Here is an 18,005-nt window from a genome sequence, read left to right as displayed (position 1 = left end):
CTCGCGCGCGTCTGTGCGGCATCCCGCCCGTCTATTTCTGCCGTTCGGCACGAATAGGCGGTCGGTTTGCGCCGAACGGCAGAAATAGCGGGTCAGGGGGCGTGGCTGTACGACTCCAGTTCGGGTCCGGGATGCAGCACGCCGTTCACGATCGCGCGGATCGCGAACTCGCTCGCCTCTCCCAGGTCGAACACGTCGCGGTGCAGCAGCCACTGCAGCTGCAGGCCGTCCATGACCGCGAGGATGCTGGCGGCGGCCATCGCGATCGTGTCGGGTTCGGTCACGCCCTCTTGCGCGCACAGCTCCCGGAACGCCTCGGTGACCTCTCGGCGCAGCGTCGTGTACCGCTCCTCGAAATACTCGCGTCCGGGGTGGTTGTCGGTCACCGACTCCGAGGAGAGCACGGTGTAGGCCTGCACGATCCCGGGGCGGGAGACGTTCGCGATCGCGGTGCGCACGAGGTGGAGGAACAGCTCGGGTCCTCCGGGGATGTGCTTCTCGGCGAGGTCCTGCACGTCGGCCTGGTCACGGAACGCGAGCACCTCGAGCAGCAGCTTCTGCTTCGATCCGAAGTGGTGCAGCACGCCGGCGTGCGTGATGCCGACCTGCTCCGCGACATCCGCCAGGGTGCCGTTGGTCGAGCCCTTGTTGCCGAAGATCTCCACGGCCGCGGAGAGGATCTGCTCCCGCTTCGCGCGGGTCGCCGGACGCACGTGCTCCTGCGCGACGGCTGCTTTCGCCATGGTTGCTCCTCTCTCTCGCGGACCGTACTTGCCAACCTTACTTACTAACGAGTAACCTCGCATCAACTTACTTTCTCGCCAGTAAGTGAAAACCCCGACGGATGCCCGAGCATCCGTCGCCCACAGCACAACGACCCGTGCCCAAGGAGAAGCAATGAAGCTCAGAAAGTCCCTCATCGCCGCGCTCGCGGTCGGCGCCCTCGGCGCCACGGTCCTCGCCGGATGCTCGTCGGACGGCGGATCCGGAGACGGCGCCGACGGCGGAGCCGCGCTCACGATCGCGAAGCCCGACGGCGCCATCACCACCGAGTCGAACAACCCGTATGTCGGCGACTCCTCGGCATCCAAGTACGGCTACGGCAAGGTCATCTTCGAGACGCTGGCCCTCGTCAATCAGACCGGCGACCGCGAGACGACCCCGTGGCTCGCCGAGAGCATCGAGTGGAACGACGACTACACCGCCGTAACCGTCGTCCCCCGCAAGGACGTCACCTGGAGCGACGGCGAGCCCTTCACCGCCGACGACATCGTCTACACCTACGAGCTCGTCTCGACACCGGCGCTCGACACCGCAGGCCTCAAGTTCGAGGGTGCCACCGTCGAGGGCGACGCCGTGACGCTCAACTTCGGCGAGTCGAAGTACGTCAACCAGTCGCGCGTGCTGCACGTGCCGATCGTGCCGAAGCACATCTGGGAGAACCTCGACGACCCGGCCACCGACCCGGTCAAGGGCGACGACCTCGTCGGCACCGGCCCGTACGCGCTGTCGAACTGGTCGACCGAGTCGGTCACGCTCGAGGCCCGCGACGACTACTGGGGCGGCGACCTCGCCGTGCCCGAGCTGCACTACGTCTCGTACGGCGACAACACCGCGCTGACCACCGCTCTCTCCCAGGGCGAGGCCGACTGGGCGCAGGCGTTCATCCCGCAGATCCAGGAGCAGTACCTCGACGCCGACCCCGAGCACAACAAGTTCTTCGTGGCTCCGACGACCGGTTCCGCGACGCTGTTCATGAACCTCCAGGAGAAGCCCTTCGACGACGTCGCGTTCCGCCAGGCGCTCGCCTGGGTCATCGACCGCGACGCCTACGTCGACATCGCCCGCGAGGGTGCGAGCGAGCCCGTGTGGTCGGTCACCGGCCTCTCGTCGATCCTCGAGGACGAGATCCAGCCCGAGTTCCAGGGTCAGGACTACTCGGTGGATGCCGAGAAGGCCCGCGACCTGCTGGAGTCGGCCGGGTACACCTGGAAGGACGACGCGCTGATCGACCCCGACGGCACGCCCGTCTCGTTCACGCTGTCGGTCCCTTCGGGCTGGAGCGACTGGAACACCGCGCAGGAGCTCATCGCCGAGGACGTCACCGAGGCGATCGGCGCCGAGGTGAAGATCGACATGCCCGACTGGGGCGGCTGGGCCGGGCCCCGCGACGAGGGCACCTTCTCGGCGATCATCCACTGGCTCGAGGACAGCGGCACGGCCTACGGCCTCTACACCTCCACGATGGACCCGCGCTGGATCTCCCCCGAGGGGATCGCGGGCTTCAACTTCGGACGCTTCGAGGACCCGGTCGCCACGGAGGCGCTGAACGCCTACGCGAACGCCTCGTCCGACGAGGAGCGCACCGCGGCGATCACGACGCTGGAGCAGATCTTCGTCGCTCAGGTCCCCGCGATCCCGCTCGGCGCGCACCCGCTGCTCGGCGAGTACAACACGCGCAACTACGTGGGCTGGCCGTCGGAGGACGACCCGTACGCCTCGGGCGACCCGACGCAGCAGAACATCGTGATGATCCTCACGAAGCTGAAGCCCGCCGAGTAAGCAGCCTCACCCGGTCGTTGAGCGAGGACCGAAGGACCGAGACGAAACGCGTCCACCCCGGCGCGGAACGTCGAACGCAGGCGCAGCGCGTTTCGTCTCGCTCCGCTCGCTCAACGACCGGGTGTTCAGCACCCGACGAAGGACACCACCCATGTCAGACCCCCTCCTCAGCGTGCGCGACTTCTCGGTCGTGTACGACGTCGATCCGCCCGTCGAGGCGGTGAAGAACGTGACGCTCGAACTGCAGCGCGGCGAGATCCTCGGTCTCGCCGGCGAGAGCGGATGCGGCAAGACGACGCTCGCGTACGGCGTGCAGCGCCTGCTGCGAGCACCGGCCGTGATCGCGGGTGGCAGCGTCATCTTCCATGACGCCTCCGGCGTCGATGTCGACATCAATGCGCTCGACGTCGACGCGATGCAGCGCTTCCGCTGGGACAAGGTCTCGATGGTGTTCCAGGGCGCGATGAACGCGCTCAACCCCGTCGCGACGATCGGCTCGCAGCTCGAGGACGTCTTCGAGATCCACCGTCCCGACATGACGAAGAAGCAGCGACGCGCCGAGGCGGAGGATCTGCTCGAGATCGTCAAGGTCGGCCGCCAACGCATCCGCTCCTTCCCGCACGAGCTGTCCGGCGGCATGCGCCAGCGCGTCATGATCGCGATGGCCCTCGCTCTGCGCCCGCAGCTCATGGTCATGGACGAGCCCACGACGGCGCTCGACGTGCTCGTGCAGCGGGAGATCCTCAAGCAGATCTCGCAGCTGCGGCACGAGTTCGGCTTCTCGGTGATCTTCATCACCCACGACCTCCCGCTGCTGCTCGAGATCAGCGACCGGATCGCGATCATGCGCGAGGGGGAGATCGTCGAGCTGGCGTCCGCCGAGCAGATCTGGACCGACCCGCAGAACGACTACACGAAGACGCTGCTGTCGTCGTTCCCTCGACTGACCGGCGCGAGAGGAGTGCTGGCGCGATGACGACTCTCGAGTTCTCCCACGTCACCAAGGTCTACAACGTCCGCGGAGCCGGCCAGCTCAAGGCGCTCGACGACGTGAGCTTCACGCTCACCTCGGGCCAGACGATCGGCCTCGTCGGGCAGTCCGGCAGCGGCAAGTCGACGATCGCGAAGATCCTCACGCAGCTCGAGACCCCCACGAGCGGCGAGGTGCGCCTCGACGGCAAGCCGATCCCGCGCCGGGGCAAGGGGCTGCGCACCTACCGCCAGCAGCTGCGCATGGTGTTCCAGGACCCGTTCGCCTCCCTCAACCCGTACCACTCCATCCGGTACCACATCGAGCGTCCGCTCCGCCTCGACGACGTCGTGCCGAAGAAGGAGACCGAGGCCGAGGTGCGGCGCCTGCTCGAACGTGTCCGCCTCGACGCGGACGCCGTGATCGATCGTCGTCCGCACGAGCTGTCCGGCGGTCAGCGTCAGCGCGTCGCGATCGCCCGGGCGCTCGCGTCCCGTCCGAGCCTGCTCGTGGCGGACGAGCCCGTGTCGATGCTCGACGTGTCGATCCGACTCGGTGTGCTGACCCTGCTCGCCGACCTGCAGCGCGAAGAGGGGCTCGGCGTGCTGTACATCACGCACGACCTCGCCACCGCCCGGCACTTCAGCGACGAGATCATGGTGCTCAACCAGGGTCGCGTCGTCGAGTACGGCCCCGCGGACGACGTCATCCTCGACCCGCAGGACCCCTACACGCGCGAACTGCGGGCGGCATCGCCCGACCCCGAGAAGCACTTCGCCTCGGCCGGGGCGAACGGCATCGGCAGCACAGGAGGCGACCAGTGACCACCGCATCCCCCGAGCTCGGCCAGACCGGGCTGAACCCCGAGGACGGCCGTCCCGATGCACTCGAGGTCGGCACGACCGCCACCACGGCGCAGAAGGGCCGCAAGGTCGTGCCGTGGCGCTTCTTCGCCGGCCGCGCCGCGTTCTACCTGTTCACGCTGTGGGCCGCGATCACGATCAACTTCTTCCTGCCCCGGTTCATGAAGGGCGACGCGGTCGACTCGTATCTCGCGCGCAACCGCAACGTCAGCCCCGAGGCGGCGGAGTCTCTCCGCATCCTGCTCGGCATCGACTCCGACAAGTCCCTGTGGCAGCAGTACCTCGAGTACTGGGCCACACTGTTCCGCGGCGACCTCGGCATCTCGACCCTGCACGGCCTGCGCCCGGTCGCCGAGGTGCTCAGCGCCGCGCTGCCGTGGACCTTGGGCCTCGTCGGGCTCGCGACCATCATCTCGTTCGCGCTCGGAACGGTCGGCGGCGCGATCGTCGGGTGGAAGCGCGGCAGCCGACTCGACGCCCTCATCCCGATCACGACGTTCTTCAACACCATCCCGTACTTCTGGCTGGGTCTGATCGCGATCGCGATCTTCTCGTCGACGCTGAAGTGGTTCCCGTCGTCGCACGCCTACGACAAGGGGCAGTCGCCCGAATGGAGCCTCGACTTCATCGGGCAGGTGATCGCGCACGGCACCCTGCCGGCGGTGACGATCATCATCGCCTCGCTCGGCGGATGGATGCTGGGCATGCGCAACATGATGCTCACCGTGCTCGACGAGGACTACATCACGGTCGCACAGGCCAAGGGCATGCCGAACCGCCGCGTGCTGTGGGCCTACGCCGCCCGCAACGCGGTGCTGCCGCAGATCCAGAGCTTCGCGCTGTCGATCGGCTTCATCGTCGGCGGCACGATCGTGATGGAGATGGTGTTCAGCTATCCGGGCGTCGGCAAGCTGCTGCTCGACGCCACCAATGCGAAGGACTTCGCCCTCATGCAGGGGGTCTTCCTCGTGATCACCCTGTCGGTGCTCGTGGCCAACATCCTCGCCGACGTCGTCTACGCATACCTCGACCCGCGCACGCGCCAGACGGAGGCCTGACATGAGCGTTCCCACCCAGGCGGACACCACCGCCCCCGACGGCAGCACGGTCGCGACCGGGATGCCGGAGACAGTGACGTTCCGCACCGGCGGAGGAGCCACGCCGCCGCGCAAGACCTTCTGGTCGCAGATGGCGCAGGCGTTCGCGATGTTCCGCAACCGCAAGTCCATCGCCGGTCTGATCATCCTCGGGATCTTCGTGCTCGTGGCGATCCTCGCGCCGCTCATCGCCCCCTACGGACCGACGCAGAAGGACCGCTCGGCGCTCCGCCAGCCGCCCTCGTTCGAGCACTGGCTCGGCACGACCCACATGGGCGAGGACGTGCTCAGCCAGATCATCTTCGGCACCCGCGGCGTCGTGGTCGTCGGCTTCCTGTCGGCGATCATCGCGACCCTCATCGCCATCACGATCGGCGTGATCGCGGGTTACGTGCGCGGCTGGAAGAGCGAGTCCCTGTCGGCGCTCACGAATGTGTTCCTCGTGATCCCCGGCATCCCGCTCATCATCATCGTGGCCTCGCAGTTCGAGAACCCTCCGCTCATCGTGATCGCGGCCGTGCTCGGCCTCACCGGGTGGGCGTGGGGCGCACGCGTGCTGCGCGCCCAGACTATGTCGCTGCGGAACCGCGACTTCATCCAGGCCGCCCGCGCGAACGGCGAGCCGCTGCGCCGCATCATCACGGTCGAGATGCTGCCGAACCTCATGGCGCTCATCGCGTCGAGCTTCGTCGGCACCGTGACCGCCGCGATCCTCGGGCTCACGACGCTCGCGTTCATCGGCGTGATCCCGGTGAGCAACCTCAACTGGGGCACGATCCTCTTCTGGGCGCAGCAGAACGGCGCCTTCCCGCGGCTGTGGTGGTGGTACGTGCCCGCCGGACTCTGCATCGCCATCATCGGCGTCGCGCTCTCGCTCATCAACTTCGGCATCGACGAGTACGTCAACCCGCGGCTGCGGTCCGCGGGCGAGCGTGCCAGGGCGATGAAGAAGAAGGGCCTGAACGTGAACGACCCGGTGACGGCCGTGCGCGCCCCGGCATCCGCCCCGGCGGCGGCAGCCGGCGACACGAACAAGAACACGACGAACAGCAAGCGATGACCTCTCAGACACTGACCGACTCCCTTCCCTACCTCGACCCCGCACTCCCCATCGCGGCCCGCGTCGCCGACCTCCTCGACCGCATGACGGTGGAGGAGAAGGTCGGCCAGATGCTGCAGCTCGACGCGCGCGACGACCTCGACGACCACGTGCTCCGCCGCACGGTCGGCTCGATCCTGCACACCTCGCCCGAGCGGCTGATCCGCGCGAACGAGCTCACGGCGCAGACGCGCCTGCGCATCCCACTGCTCGTCGGCGAGGACTGCATCCACGGGCACTCGTTCTGGCCCGGGGCGACGATCTACCCGACGCAGCTCGGGATGGCGGCGTCGTGGGATGCGGAGCTCGTCGAGAAGGTCGCGCGGGCCACGGCGGTCGAGGTGGCTGCGACCGGCATCCACTGGACGTTCTCGCCCGTGCTGTGCATCGCCCGTGACCTGCGGTGGGGACGCGTCGACGAGACGTTCGGCGAGGACCCGTTCCTCATCGGCGAGCTGGCCTCGGCGATGGTGCGCGGTTACCAGGGCGAGGGTCTCGACGACCCCACCGCGATCCTCGCGACCGCCAAGCACTTCGCCGGATACTCCGAGACGCAGGGTGGCCGCGACGCCAGCGAGGCCGACATCTCGCGCCGCAAGCTGCGCTCGTGGTTCCTGCCGCCGTTCGAGCGCGTCGCCCGTGAGGGATGCCGCACGTTCATGCTCGGCTACCAGACCACCGACGGTGTGCCGATCACGGTCAACGACTGGCTGCTCAGCGACGTGCTGCGCAGCGAGTGGGGCTACACCGGCACGCTCATCACCGACTGGGACAACGTCGGACGCATGGTGTGGGAGCAGCAGGTGCAGCCGGACTACACGCACGCGGCCGCCGCAGCCGTGAAGGCCGGCAACGACATGGTCATGACGACGCCCGGGTTCTACGAAGGCGCGCTCGACGCGGTCGCCCGCGGAATGCTGTCGTCGTCGGACTTCGACGCGGCCGTGGCCCGCATCCTCACCCTCAAATTCGAGCTCGGCCTGTTCGAGGATCCCCGGCTCCCGCAGGACGGGCTGGATGCCGTGGTCGGCAGCGCCGCGCACGCGGACCTCAACCTCGAGGTCGCGCGGCGCTCGCTCGTGCTGCTCGAGAACGACGGCACGCTGCCGCTCTCGCCCGCCGCACCGCTGTCGGTCGCCGTGGTCGGGCCGCTCGCCGATGACGCGCAGACGCAGCTCGGCGACTGGGCCGGCGGCTCCGGCCAGGCCGGATGGCTCGACGGACAGCCCCGCGAGATGATCACGACCGTGCTCGACGGCCTCTCGGGCATCGACGGCTGGACCGTGACACACGCCCGCGGCGCCGACATCCTGACGCTCGAGGAGGACCCGCGCGGGGCGACGTTCCCCGACGGGCAGCCCCGCCCGCCGGTCGTCGTGCCGGCTGATCGCGATGACGCGCTGATCGCCGAGGCGGTCGCCGCGGCCTCGGCATCCGATGTCGTCGTCGCCGTCGTGGGCGACCGGAACGAACTCGTCGGCGAAGGGCGCTCGACCGCGACGCTCGAGCTGATCGGGGGCCAGAACGCCCTGCTCGACGCGCTCGTCGCGACCGGGAAGCCCGTGGTCGTGGTGCTGGTCGCGTCGAAGCCGCTCGTGCTGCCGGCATCCGTCTCTCAGGCCGCCGCCGTCATCTGGGCGGCGAATCCCGGAATGCAGGGCGGGCGCGCGCTCGCCGACGTGGTCACGGGCGCCGTGGAGCCCTCGGGGCGTCTGCCGATCTCGTTCGCGCGACACGTCGGGCAGCAGCCGACGTACTACAACCAGATCCGCGGACAGCACGGCGACCGCTACGCCGACCTCACGCAGTCGCCCGCCTGGGCATTCGGCCAGGGGCTGTCGTACTCGACGGTGTCGTACTCCGACCTGGCGGTGTCCTCCGGCCCGCTGTCGGTCGGGGATGCGGTGGTCGGCGAGGTGACCGTGACGAACACGGGTTCACGCCCGGTGCGCGAGACCGTGCAGGTGTACGTGCGCGACGAGGTCACGAGCGTGAGCTGGACCGACCGTGAGCTCAAGGCCTACCGGCAGGTCGACCTCGCCCCGGGGGAGAGCGCGCGCGTGCGCGTCGAGGTGCCGGTGGCCGAGTGCTCGATCGTCGATGCGGCCGGTGTGCGGCGGGTCGAGCCGGGCGAGTTCGCGCTCCTGGTCGGCCCCGACTCCCGCGAGCAGTCGCTCCTCTCGGCGGCGTTCACGGTGGCGTGACCCCCTGTCTCCCGCCCGTCTCACGCCCGTCTATTTCTGCCGAACGGCAGAGATGGACGGGCGGTTTGCGCCATTCGGCAGAAACAGACGGGCGGGGCGACGGGCTCAGTCCTGGAGTCGCTGGGGCCCGGCACCGTGCGTGCCGAGCTCGTCGTCGGGGTTCAGCAGCCCGCACGCCTTCATCGACAGGCAGCCGCAGCCGATGCATCCGGTCAGTTCGCGCTCCAGCCGTTCGATGCCCTCCCGGCGCTTCTCGAGCTCGCGCTTCCACCGGCGGGACGCGCGCTGCCAGTCGTCGTGACTCGGCGTCTGGGTGAGCGGGACGTCGGCGAACGCCTCCTGCACGTCCGACAGGGGGATGCCGAGGCGCTTCGCCACGGTGACGAGCGAGACCCGCCGCAGCATGTGCCGCGCGTAGCGGCGCTGATTGCCGGCCGTGCGGGTCGAGGCGATCAGGCCGAGGCTCTCGTAGAAGTGCAGCGCCGAGGGCGCGACGCCCGTGCGGCGGCTCATCTCGCCGATCGTCAGGGGTTCGTCCGGGGCGTGCGGCGTGCGGTCGGAATCGTTGGATGCTGTCAAGGGGCCTCTCCGATTTGACCTCAAGTGTACTTGAGGTCTTACGGTGGAACCGTGCTGCGAACGAAGACCACCCGATGACCTATGTGATCGCGCTGCCGTGCGTCGATGTCAAGGACCGCGCGTGCATCGACGAATGCCCCGTCGACTGCATCTACGAGGGTGAGCGTTCGCTGTACATCCACCCCGACGAGTGCGTGGACTGCGGCGCGTGCGAACCGGTCTGCCCCGTCGAGGCGATCTTCTACGAGGACGACCTGCCCGAGGAATGGCAGGACTACTACAAGGCCAACGTCGAGTTCTTCGATGAGATCGGATCCCCGGGCGGCGCGGCCAAGGTCGGGATGATCGCGCACGACCATCCCCTCATCGCCGCGCTCCCGCCCCAGGAGGCTCACGAATGACCAGCACACCCGCACCCGTACCCGTGCCGTCCCCGGTCGGCGAAGGGCTCAAGGCAGCGTTCCGCCAGCATCCGGCCGGTGTCGCGATCATCACCGCGACCACTCCGGCAGGACCCGTCGGGCTCACGGCATCCAGCGTCGCCTCCGTGGCGGTCGACCCCGCCGCGATCGTGTTCTCGGTCACCCGCGCGACCGGCAGCGCCGGGGCGATCCTCTCGGCCGACAGCTTCGTGGTGCACCTGATCGACGACGAGCACTCCGCACTCGCGCAGAGCTTCGCAGTGAGCGGTGCCGAGCGCTTCACCGACGCACAAGGGTGGAGCGCGCTCCCGACCGGCGAGCCCTACCTGCGCGAAGCGCGCGTGGCGATGCGCTGCCACCCCATGACGACCGTCGCCGTCGGCTCCTCGACCGTCGTGATCGCCGAGGTCGACGAGGTGCTGCTGGGCCGACCGGGACGCCCGCTCGTCTACATCGATCGCCGATTCCACGCGCTGCCGAACGACGACGCCTGAGGCGACGGCGCCGCAGCGACGACGCCGCAGCGACGACGCCGCAGCCGCGACACAGACCGCAGAATCCATCGAAGGAAGGAATCACCATGTCCACTGCGTACACGCTCCCCGAGCTGCCGTACGACTACTCGGCACTCGCCCCGCACATCTCCGGGAAGATCATGGAGCTCCACCACTCCAAGCACCACCAGGCGTATGTGACGGGCGCGAACACCGCGCTCGAGCAGCTCGCCGCAGCCCGCGGCGCCGGAGACCTCGCCGCCGTGAACAAGCTCGAGAAGGACCTCGCCTTCAACCTCGGCGGACACATCAACCACTCGGTGTTCTGGGAGAACCTGTCGCCCGACGGCGGCGGCAACCCGGAGGGCGAGCTCGAGGCCGCGCTGGCCGACGAGTTTGGCTCGGTCGACGCGTTCCGCGCGCACTTCACCGCCACCGCGCTCGGCGTGCAGGGTTCCGGCTGGGCCGTCCTCGCGTGGGATTCGGTCGGCGCGCGTCCCGTGATCTTCCAGCTGTTCGACCAGCAGGGCAACGCGCCTCTCGGCGTCACCCCGCTGCTGCAGCTCGACGTGTGGGAGCACGCCTACTACCTCGACTACCTCAACGTCCGCGCCGACTACGTCAAGGCGTTCTGGGAACTCGTGAACTGGCCCGACGTGCAGCGCCGCTTCCAGCTCGCGCAGGAGAAGACCGCGGGTCTGATCGCCGCGCGCTGATCTGCGGCGGCCCTGCCCTCCCGCCCGTCTGTTTTTGCCGTTCGGCACAAACAGACGGGCGGTTTGCGTCATTCGGCAGAAATAGACGGGCGGGGCGGGGTCAGGCGAGCAGCTCGGCGGCGAGAGACTCGATGTGGCGGCGGATGTCGTCGCGGATCGGGCGCACGGCCTCGATCCCCTGCCCGGCGGGGTCGTCGAGCGCCCAGTCCTCGTAGCGCTTCCCCGGGAAGAACGGGCACGCGTCGCCACATCCCATCGTGATCACCACATCGGACGACTGAACGGCCTCGGTCGTCAAGACCTTCGGCGACTCGGCCGTGATGTCGATGTCGAGCTCGCGCATCGCCTCGACCGCCACGGGATTGATGTGCTCGGCGGGCAGGGAACCGGCCGAGCGCACCTCGATGCGGTCGCCGGCGATGTGCCGCAGGAACCCTGCGGCCATCTGCGAGCGCCCCGCATTGTGCACGCACACGAACAGGACGGAGGGGATGCCGGGGGCCATGACTCCAGCATCCCACGCGTCCCGCGTCGCTGCCTCAGGCGAGCCGGGCCGTCGTCCCGCACACCCTCAACTCGTAGGGCAGCGCAGAGGGAGGGTCCGGGTCACCCTCTGTCTCGCCCTCGGCGAGCTTCGCGAGCACGACATCCGCGGCCCTCTCGCCCTGGCCGAGCGGGAACTGGTCGACGGTCGTGAGCTGGAAGAGCGCGCCGAGCTCGTGCCCGTCGATCCCCACGATCGACAGGTCGCGCGGCACCGAGATGCCGAGATCCCGGGCGGCGAGGATCGTCCCGATCGCCATCTCGTCCGACGCTGCGAACACCGCGGTCGGGCGAGGGCCGGGCCGCATCAGCAGATGCGTGGCCGCGCGGTATCCGCCGTCGATCGTGAAGTCCGCCGGCTCGAGGGACGCGGGGTCGAGCGGGATGCCGGCTGCCTCGAGCGCCCGCTCGAACCCCAGCCGCCGGAGCGGTGTCACGTGGAAGTCGACGTCGAACTCCGGCGTCGACCCGATATGCGCGATGCGCCGGTGCCCGAGACCGATCAGATGCTCGGTCGCGAGCCGGGCCACCGCGACCTCGTCGATCGTGAGGGTGTCGAGTCGGGGGTTCGGGCCGCCGATCGCGACCACGGGCAGTCCGACAGCGAGCAGCTGCTGCGTCTCGTGCTCGTCGAGTTCGATCGACACGGCGATGACCGCGTCGACGCGCTGACGTCTCAGGAAGGTGTCGAACACGTGCGCGCGCACATCCCTGTCGGCGGTGATGTTGTACAGCGTGATGTCGTAGCCCGCGCGCATGAGTGTCGTGGACACCCCCGACAGCACGGTGCTGAAGAACCAACGGTCGAGGAAAGGCACGATCACCCCGATGTTGCGCGTGCGCCCGGATGCCAGGCTCGACGCGCGCGACGACACCACGTAGCCGAGCGTCGACGCGGCCTCCTGCACGCGCAGGCGCGCCGACTCCGACACGTTCGCGCGGCCGCTCAGCGCCCGCGAGACGGTCGCCGTGGACACCCCGGCAAGTCGGGCGACCTCGTCGATGCTTGGCATGCTGTCCCTCCCTCGGCGTTCGGATCGCTCCGGTCGCAGTCGGTGCCTCCGGAGGGATGCCGGAGCGACGCCGACTGCGACCGGAGCGACTCCGGACTCAGACCGTGGTGTACCAGACCGCCGTGTCGACCGGCAGCGCTCCGCCCTCGAACGGCTCGCTCCGCTCCACGATGAACGCGTCGGCGGGCAGGGGGAGCGGCTCGGTGCCCAGGTTGGCGAGCACGTGGACATCGCCGCGGCGGAACGCCACCGCATCCGCTCCGGCGTCCTCCCAGACGAGCGATCCGCTCCCGAAGCCGTATTCGCGGCGGCCGGCGAGCAGTCGCTTGTACAGCGCGAGCGTCGACGCGGGGTCGACCTCTTCGACGTCGCGGGCGTACGTCGCCCAGTCCGCGGGCTGCGGCAGCCATGAGGCGCCGGTGTCGTTGAAGCCGAACGCAGGGGCCTCCGCCTCCCAGGGCAGCGGGACGCGGCATCCGTCGCGACCGTAGCGCTCCCCGTTCGTGCGGAACCAGGTCGGGTCCTGACGGAACGCGTCCGGGATCTCCATCGCCTCGGGCAGGCCCAGCTCCTCGCCCTGGTACAGGTACGACGAGCCGGGCAGCGCGAGCATGATGGTCGTCGCGGCGCGAGCGCGGGACAGGCCGGTGGCCGTATCGGGCTTGTCCGGGGTGTTCGGGCCGATCCCCTCGCCCTGCGGGTTCTCGGAGGTGAGGGCGAGACGCGAGGCGTGGCGCACGACGTCGTGGTTCGACAGCACCCACGTGCTCGGTGCGCCGACCGCGCCGAACGCGTCGAGGGACTCGCGGATCACGGTGCGCAGCTTCTCGGCATCCCACTCGGTCATGAGGTACGGGAAGTTGAACGTCTGGTGCATCTCGTCGGGGCGCACCCAGAGGGCGGTCTGCGCGAGTGTCGGCATCCAGGCCTCGCCGCACAGGGCGCGGTCGCCGTCGTACTCTGCGAGCACCCGGTGCCAGTCGCGGTAGATGTCGTGCACGCCGTCCTGGCCCCAGTACGGGACGTTCGCCTCGCCGCCGCCCATCGAGTCGGCATCCGCGGGCGGGGTGTAGTCGGGCAGGCCGTCGGCCTTGATCATGCCGTGGGCGACGTCGACGCGGAACCCGTCGACGCCACGGTCGAGCCAGAAGCGCAGGATCGAGCGGAACTCTTCACGGACCTCCTCGTTGGTCCAGTCGAAGTCCGGCTGCGTGGCGTCGAAGATGTGCAGGTACCACTGGCCGGGCGTGCCGTCGGCCTCGGTGATGCGCTCCCACATGCCGCCGCCGAACACGGACTCCCAGTTGTTCGGGGGGAGCTCGCCGTTCTCGCCCTTGCCGTCGCGGAAGATGTAGCGTGCCCGCTCAGGGCTGCCCGGCGCGGCCCTCAGAGCCTGCTGGAACCACGCGTGCTGCGCGGAGGAGTGGTTGGGCACGAGGTCGACGATCACGCGGATGCCGCGGGTGTGCGCCTCGTTCAGCATCGTGTCGAAGTCGGCGAGCGTGCCGAACAGCGGGTCGACGTCGCGGTAGTCGGCGACGTCGTAGCCGGCGTCGCGCTGCGGACTCGTCATGAACGGGCTGAGCCAGATCGCGTCGACCCCGAGCTCCTTGAGCGCGTCGAGGCGGCTCGTGATGCCGGGGAGGTCGCCGATGCCGTCGCCGGAGGCGTCGGCGAACGAGCGGGGGTAGATCTGGTAGATGACGGCGCTGCGCCACCACTCGGAACCGGGCGCTGCGATCTGCTCGAGCTGTGTCATGGGCCCAGGTTAGTGCAAACGCTTACATGAGCGCCACAGCAGCGATCGAATCGTTTCGGATCGTCTGTCCTGCAGATGCATCCCGATCCGACCCGGGACCGGGAGTATGCTTCCGGCATCCGACGATGTGGAGGCGGTCATGGTTCCAGAGATCAACTACTGGGCGGTCCTGCTGGCGACGCTGTCGAGCATGATCGTCGGCTCGGTCTGGTACGCGCCGCCGGTGTTCGGCACGCGCTGGGCGCGGCTCGCGAAAGTCGACATGGATCGGCCTCCCGCGACGGCCGTCCTCCCGATCGTCACGACCGTGCTCGTGAGCTTCGTGACGTCGTGGGTGCTGGCCGGCGCGGCCGCGATCGCCTGGCACTTCTACGGCGGTTCGTTCTTCTGGGGCACCATCGTCACGGCGGTGCTGCTGTGGGCGGGTTTCACGGCCGCGCGGTTCATCACGCACGACGCCTTCGAGGGGCGGCCGACCGCGCTCACGACCATGAACATCGCGCACGAGCTCGTGACGGTCGTGGTGATGGCGCTGTTGATCGGCGTCTGGCCGCCCGCGCTGGGCTAGTCCTCCCGGGCGGTGCTGGTCTTCGTGAGGTCCTGCGCGAGCATCACGAGGATGCCGCTGGGCCCGCGCAGGTAGGTGAGCCTGTAGACATCCTGGTAGTTCGCGACGCCGCGCAGCGGATGGCATCCGTGCTGCGCGGCGATCGCCAGCGACGCGTCGATGTCGTCGACGGAGAACGCCACGCGGTGCATCCCGATCTCGTTCGGCAGCGTCGGCTCGGTCTCGATCGCCTCGGGATGGATGTACTCGAAGAACTCGAGCTGCCCGTGCCCGTCGGGAGTCTGCAGCACGGCGATCCTCGCGTGATTCCCGTCGAGGCCGACCGCGGTCGAGGCCCACTCCCCGCTCACCTCGTCGCGGCCGACGACCGTGAGGCCGAGGTCGGTGAAGAAGGCGACGGCCTCCTCCAGGTCGCGGACGGCGATTCCGACGTTCTCCAGCGCGATGGGCATGGGCTGGATGCTACTCCGCGAACCGCATCCGCGGCAGGTCCGCTCCTCGAGCGCTCGCCCTGCGTGCGCTGCTCGCGTACCGATATACCGGGATGTTGGACGGATGGACGTCCGACCATGGACGTTCGGCGCTAGTCGCACGGCTGCGGCGTTGACAGGATCGTCACGTGACCTTCCGGTCGCCTGCGCACGCTCGGCCCGTGCGCGGACTCGACCGAGAGGGTCCCCATGTCCGGTTCTCCGCGCCGTTCGGTGCCGTGGATCATCGCCGCCGCGGTCATCACCGCCGCAGTCCTCACGGGCGGAGCCACCGCATCCGGCGCGACGAACCCCGCGGACGAACCGGTCCCCGTCGCCGACCCGACCGATCCCGCGACCTCCGTCGCGCTCGCCTACGACTTCCTCGACGCGCGCGTCGATGAGTTCTGCGACGATGCGGGCCACTGCCTGCCGCGCAGCTACCAGGGCGGTTTCTTCACCGACCTCCCGACCTGGGACTTCACCCCGTCGTTCGTGTACGACGATGCGCTCGTCGTGATCGCCTACACCGCCCGCGGACTCCCCGACGACCTCCGCCGCGCCCGCGCCGTCGCTGACACGCTCCTGTTCGTGCAGGAGAACGACCCGATCGGCGATGGCCGCGTCCGCACCTCGTACGAACCCCACGGCATCCGCCAGGGCCGCGTCGAGATCACCGGGCCCGGCACCTTCACCGGCAACCAGGCGTGGGTCGGCATGGCACTCGCCCGGCTCTTCCACGCCACCGGCGAGCAGAAGTATCTCGACGGCGCGCTCGATATCGCCCAGTGGATCCAGACGAACACGGCCGACATGGCGCGTGCGCCCTTCGGCTACACGGGTGGGCAGCTCGAAGACGGCACCTCGCTGGTGTGGAAGTCCACCGAGCACAACAGCGACATCGCCGGGTTCTTCGGGCAGCTCGCGCAGCTGACCGGCGACACCGTGTGGGCCGACCGTGCCGCGACCGCTGCCGCCTTCGTCGCGGCGATGCAGGCCCCCGACGGTCATGTCGACACGGGCACACTGCTCGACGGCAGCACGACCAACGTGTACCCGGTGCCCCTCGACGCGCAGACCTGGAGCGCACTCGCCACCGGAGACCCGCGCTACGGCGCAGCGCTCGATTGGACGCTCGCGAACCTCATCGCGACGGACGGGCCGCACCACGGCCCCTCGATCAGCCACGTCGACGTCTCGAAGGTCTGGTTCGAGGGCGCTGGGCACCTCGCGCTCGCGCTGCGTCTGCGCGACGGCGCGGGAGACGCGGCGGAGGCGGACGCGCTGCTCGACAGCATCCGACTCGCGCAGCGCGATGCCGTGAACGGCGACGGCAAGGGGATCGTCGCGACGTCGAACGACGGTCTCGACTCCGGGTTCGGCGACCTCTACTACGCGAGCCTGCACACCGGCACGACCGCGTGGTACCTGCTGGCTGCGATCGGCGACAACCCGTTCACGCTGCCCGCGTCCTGACCTGCCGCTGAGTCGTCCCGAGCGCCGTCATCGTGTGCGGGGGTCGAAAAGGCGCGGGAACCGACGGTATCGGATGCTTTCTCGACCCGCCATCGCACAGCGGATGCGCTTTCGACCCCGCGCCGTGCAGGTGAGCGCCGCGCGGGTGAGCGCCGTGCGCCGGGGAGACCGCGGCGACGCGGCGGATCAGGCGGCGACGCGGGCGACCGCGGCGATCGCGCTCGTGAAGAAGTCGAGTCCGTCGACGCCCGAGCGCATGGCCGCAGTCGTGTCGGGACCGAAGCCCGGCTCGGTGGCGTGCTCGGGGTGCGGCATGAGCCCGACGACGTTGCCCGCCTCGTTCGTGAGGCCTGCGATGTCGCGGAGCGACCCGTTGGGGTTCACTCCCGCATAGCGGAAGGCGACGAGGCCCTCGCCCTCGATGCGGTCGAGCGTCTCGTCGCCGGCGATGTAGCCGCCGTCGGCGTTCTTGAGCGGGATGACGATCTCCTGGCCGGTGCGGAACCGGTTGGTCCACGCGGTGTCGGAGTTCTCGACGACGAGCTTCTGGTCGCGGCGCACGAAGTGCTGGTGGTCGTTGCGGATCAGGCCGCCCGGCAGCAGGTGCGCCTCGACGAGCATCTGGAAGCCGTTGCAGATGCCGAGCACGGGCAGGCCCTTCGCGGCCGCGTCCTTGACCTCGGCCATGATCGGCGAGAGCGCGGCGATCGCTCCGGCGCGCAGGTAGTCGCCGTAGCTGAAGCCGCCGGGGAGCACGAGCGCGTCCACGCCCTGGAGGTCGTGCGAGCCGTGCCAGAGGGCCACGGGCTCGGCGCCGGCGAGGCGGACGGCGCGCTGCGCGTCGCGGTCGTCGAGGGAACCGGGGAACGTGACGACCCCGATGCGCGTGGTCATTCGGCGACCTCGATGCCCACGACGTCCTCGATCACGGAGTTCGACAGCACCTCGTCGGCGATGCGGCGGGCCTCGGCGAGGACCTCGTCCGTGACCTCGCCCTCGACCGTGAGCTCGAAGCGCTTGCCGATCCGGACGTCGGAGAAGCCGTCGACGCCGAGACGGGCGAAGGCGCCGGAGACGGCCTTGCCCTGCGGGTCGAGCAGTTCGGGCTTGGGCATGACGTCGACGACGATGGTGGGCATGACGGCTCCAGGAGTCGTGGGCGGACGGGCG

At 69.4% G+C, this 18,005-nt stretch carries 19 protein-coding genes; 11 read left to right on the top strand and 8 right to left on the bottom strand.

The window, feature by feature from the left end; all coding sequences use genetic code 11:
* Positions 1–92: 92 nt before the first annotated feature.
* Entirely contained in the window at positions 93–743 is a 651-nt protein-coding gene (locus tag MRBLMX7_RS08035; RefSeq protein ID WP_363367365.1) for a TetR/AcrR family transcriptional regulator, read from the bottom strand.
* A 154-nt stretch (positions 744–897) separates the two neighbouring features.
* Between MRBLMX7_RS08035 and MRBLMX7_RS08030 the strand changes: the two genes are divergently transcribed.
* The 6 genes from MRBLMX7_RS08030 (at position 898) to MRBLMX7_RS08005 (ending at position 8,795) form a co-directional block, all read left to right on the top strand.
* Positions 898–2,562, top strand: coding sequence for an ABC transporter substrate-binding protein (locus MRBLMX7_RS08030; protein WP_363367364.1), 1,665 nt, complete (start codon positions 898–900; stop codon positions 2,560–2,562).
* A gap of 151 nt (positions 2,563–2,713) precedes the next feature.
* Positions 2,714–3,538 (top strand): ABC transporter ATP-binding protein, encoded by an 825-nt coding sequence (locus tag MRBLMX7_RS08025; protein ID WP_363367363.1) that lies wholly within the window; start codon positions 2,714–2,716, stop codon positions 3,536–3,538.
* On the top strand, positions 3,535–4,356 hold the full coding sequence (locus tag MRBLMX7_RS08020) for an ABC transporter ATP-binding protein (RefSeq protein ID WP_050723212.1): 822 nt from the start codon (positions 3,535–3,537) through the stop codon (positions 4,354–4,356). The genes MRBLMX7_RS08025 and MRBLMX7_RS08020 overlap by 4 nt, the downstream gene beginning before the upstream one ends.
* Positions 4,353–5,453, top strand: coding sequence for an ABC transporter permease (locus MRBLMX7_RS08015; RefSeq protein WP_363367361.1), 1,101 nt, complete (start codon positions 4,353–4,355; stop codon positions 5,451–5,453). The genes MRBLMX7_RS08020 and MRBLMX7_RS08015 overlap by 4 nt, the downstream gene beginning before the upstream one ends.
* A gap of 1 nt (position 5,454) precedes the next feature.
* Positions 5,455–6,552 (top strand): ABC transporter permease, encoded by a 1,098-nt coding sequence (locus MRBLMX7_RS08010; RefSeq protein WP_363367359.1) that lies wholly within the window; start codon positions 5,455–5,457, stop codon positions 6,550–6,552.
* Positions 6,549–8,795 (top strand): glycoside hydrolase family 3 N-terminal domain-containing protein, encoded by a 2,247-nt coding sequence (locus MRBLMX7_RS08005; RefSeq protein WP_363367358.1) that lies wholly within the window; start codon positions 6,549–6,551, stop codon positions 8,793–8,795. The genes MRBLMX7_RS08010 and MRBLMX7_RS08005 overlap by 4 nt, the downstream gene beginning before the upstream one ends.
* A gap of 105 nt (positions 8,796–8,900) precedes the next feature.
* Here the strand turns inward: MRBLMX7_RS08005 and soxR are convergent, their stop codons facing one another.
* Positions 8,901–9,374 carry a redox-sensitive transcriptional activator SoxR gene (gene soxR / locus MRBLMX7_RS08000; RefSeq protein ID WP_268768113.1) on the bottom strand — a complete coding sequence of 158 codons (474 nt, stop codon included), beginning with the start codon at positions 9,372–9,374 and terminating at the stop codon, positions 8,901–8,903.
* Positions 9,375–9,448: 74 nt separating this feature from the next.
* Here soxR and fdxA point away from each other — a divergent pair, with 74 nt between their 5' ends.
* The 3 genes from fdxA to MRBLMX7_RS07985 all read left to right on the top strand — a co-directional run bounded on the left by fdxA (position 9,449) and on the right by MRBLMX7_RS07985 (position 11,006).
* Complete coding sequence (gene fdxA / locus MRBLMX7_RS07995; protein ID WP_363367355.1) at positions 9,449–9,775, top strand: ferredoxin; 327 nt, start codon at positions 9,449–9,451, stop codon at positions 9,773–9,775.
* A complete protein-coding gene (locus MRBLMX7_RS07990) occupies positions 9,772–10,290 on the top strand; it encodes a flavin reductase family protein (RefSeq protein ID WP_363367353.1) in 519 nt (172 codons plus the stop codon). The genes fdxA and MRBLMX7_RS07990 overlap by 4 nt, the downstream gene beginning before the upstream one ends.
* Before the next feature lie 86 nt (positions 10,291–10,376).
* Positions 10,377–11,006, top strand: coding sequence for a superoxide dismutase (locus MRBLMX7_RS07985; RefSeq protein ID WP_363367351.1), 630 nt, complete (start codon positions 10,377–10,379; stop codon positions 11,004–11,006).
* Between the two features lie 100 nt (positions 11,007–11,106).
* Here the strand turns inward: MRBLMX7_RS07985 and MRBLMX7_RS07980 are convergent, their stop codons facing one another.
* From MRBLMX7_RS07980 to MRBLMX7_RS07970, 3 genes are all read right to left on the bottom strand, one after another.
* Complete coding sequence (locus MRBLMX7_RS07980) at positions 11,107–11,511, bottom strand: arsenate reductase ArsC (protein WP_363367349.1); 405 nt, start codon at positions 11,509–11,511, stop codon at positions 11,107–11,109.
* Between the two features lie 34 nt (positions 11,512–11,545).
* Complete coding sequence (locus tag MRBLMX7_RS07975) at positions 11,546–12,562, bottom strand: LacI family DNA-binding transcriptional regulator (protein WP_363367347.1); 1,017 nt, start codon at positions 12,560–12,562, stop codon at positions 11,546–11,548.
* 97 nt (positions 12,563–12,659) lie between these two features.
* Complete coding sequence (locus MRBLMX7_RS07970) at positions 12,660–14,321, bottom strand: glycoside hydrolase family 13 protein (protein WP_363367345.1); 1,662 nt, start codon at positions 14,319–14,321, stop codon at positions 12,660–12,662.
* 139 nt (positions 14,322–14,460) lie between these two features.
* Between MRBLMX7_RS07970 and MRBLMX7_RS07965 the strand changes: the two genes are divergently transcribed.
* Positions 14,461–14,889, top strand: a complete 429-nt coding sequence (locus MRBLMX7_RS07965; RefSeq protein ID WP_363367343.1) for a DUF1761 domain-containing protein — start codon at positions 14,461–14,463, stop codon at positions 14,887–14,889.
* On the opposite strand, the gene MRBLMX7_RS07960 is transcribed toward MRBLMX7_RS07965, so the two are convergent.
* On the bottom strand, positions 14,886–15,341 hold the full coding sequence (locus tag MRBLMX7_RS07960; RefSeq protein ID WP_363367341.1) for a VOC family protein: 456 nt from the start codon (positions 15,339–15,341) through the stop codon (positions 14,886–14,888). The genes MRBLMX7_RS07965 and MRBLMX7_RS07960 overlap by 4 nt on opposite strands.
* Positions 15,342–15,569: 228 nt before the next feature.
* Between MRBLMX7_RS07960 and MRBLMX7_RS07955 the strand changes: the two genes are divergently transcribed.
* Entirely contained in the window at positions 15,570–16,835 is a 1,266-nt protein-coding gene (locus MRBLMX7_RS07955; RefSeq protein WP_363367339.1) for a hypothetical protein, read from the top strand.
* Between the two features lie 186 nt (positions 16,836–17,021).
* On the opposite strand, the gene purQ is transcribed toward MRBLMX7_RS07955, so the two are convergent.
* On the bottom strand, positions 17,022–17,729 hold the full coding sequence (gene purQ, locus MRBLMX7_RS07950) for a phosphoribosylformylglycinamidine synthase subunit PurQ (RefSeq protein WP_363367337.1): 708 nt from the start codon (positions 17,727–17,729) through the stop codon (positions 17,022–17,024).
* Complete coding sequence (gene purS, locus MRBLMX7_RS07945) at positions 17,726–17,974, bottom strand: phosphoribosylformylglycinamidine synthase subunit PurS (RefSeq protein WP_363367336.1); 249 nt, start codon at positions 17,972–17,974, stop codon at positions 17,726–17,728. The genes purQ and purS overlap by 4 nt, the downstream gene beginning before the upstream one ends.
* Between the last annotated feature and the right edge of the window lie 31 nt (positions 17,975–18,005).

It is taken from the genome of Microbacterium sp. LMX7-1.2, assembly GCF_040675935.1.
Taxonomy (GTDB): Bacteria; Actinomycetota; Actinomycetes; order Actinomycetales; family Microbacteriaceae; genus Microbacterium.
This window is presented reverse-complemented; position numbering and strand designations above follow the sequence as displayed.

Excerpts from the sequence above, each read along its gene's own strand:
- MRBLMX7_RS07985 (WP_363367351.1), top strand. The coding sequence starts at position 10,377 with ATGTCCACTGCGTACACGCTCCCCGAGCTGCCGTACGACTACTCGGCA.
- MRBLMX7_RS08020 (WP_050723212.1), top strand. The coding sequence starts at position 3,535 with ATGACGACTCTCGAGTTCTCCCACGTCACCAAGGTCTACAACGTCCGC.
- MRBLMX7_RS08010 (WP_363367359.1), top strand. The coding sequence starts at position 5,455 with ATGAGCGTTCCCACCCAGGCGGACACCACCGCCCCCGACGGCAGCACG.
- MRBLMX7_RS07975 (WP_363367347.1), bottom strand. The coding sequence starts at position 12,562 with ATGCCAAGCATCGACGAGGTCGCCCGACTTGCCGGGGTGTCCACGGCG.
- MRBLMX7_RS07970 (WP_363367345.1), bottom strand. The coding sequence starts at position 14,321 with ATGACACAGCTCGAGCAGATCGCAGCGCCCGGTTCCGAGTGGTGGCGC.
- MRBLMX7_RS08025 (WP_363367363.1), top strand. The coding sequence starts at position 2,714 with ATGTCAGACCCCCTCCTCAGCGTGCGCGACTTCTCGGTCGTGTACGAC.
- MRBLMX7_RS07960 (WP_363367341.1), bottom strand. The coding sequence starts at position 15,341 with ATGCCCATCGCGCTGGAGAACGTCGGAATCGCCGTCCGCGACCTGGAG.
- purQ (WP_363367337.1), bottom strand. The coding sequence starts at position 17,729 with ATGACCACGCGCATCGGGGTCGTCACGTTCCCCGGTTCCCTCGACGAC.
- MRBLMX7_RS07955 (WP_363367339.1), top strand. The coding sequence starts at position 15,570 with ATGTCCGGTTCTCCGCGCCGTTCGGTGCCGTGGATCATCGCCGCCGCG.
- MRBLMX7_RS07990 (WP_363367353.1), top strand. The coding sequence starts at position 9,772 with ATGACCAGCACACCCGCACCCGTACCCGTGCCGTCCCCGGTCGGCGAA.
- MRBLMX7_RS07965 (WP_363367343.1), top strand. The coding sequence starts at position 14,461 with ATGGTTCCAGAGATCAACTACTGGGCGGTCCTGCTGGCGACGCTGTCG.
- MRBLMX7_RS08035 (WP_363367365.1), bottom strand. The coding sequence starts at position 743 with ATGGCGAAAGCAGCCGTCGCGCAGGAGCACGTGCGTCCGGCGACCCGC.
- MRBLMX7_RS08005 (WP_363367358.1), top strand. The coding sequence starts at position 6,549 with ATGACCTCTCAGACACTGACCGACTCCCTTCCCTACCTCGACCCCGCA.
- purS (WP_363367336.1), bottom strand. The coding sequence starts at position 17,974 with ATGCCCACCATCGTCGTCGACGTCATGCCCAAGCCCGAACTGCTCGAC.
- MRBLMX7_RS08030 (WP_363367364.1), top strand. The coding sequence starts at position 898 with ATGAAGCTCAGAAAGTCCCTCATCGCCGCGCTCGCGGTCGGCGCCCTC.
- fdxA (WP_363367355.1), top strand. The coding sequence starts at position 9,449 with ATGACCTATGTGATCGCGCTGCCGTGCGTCGATGTCAAGGACCGCGCG.
- MRBLMX7_RS07980 (WP_363367349.1), bottom strand. The coding sequence starts at position 11,511 with ATGGCCCCCGGCATCCCCTCCGTCCTGTTCGTGTGCGTGCACAATGCG.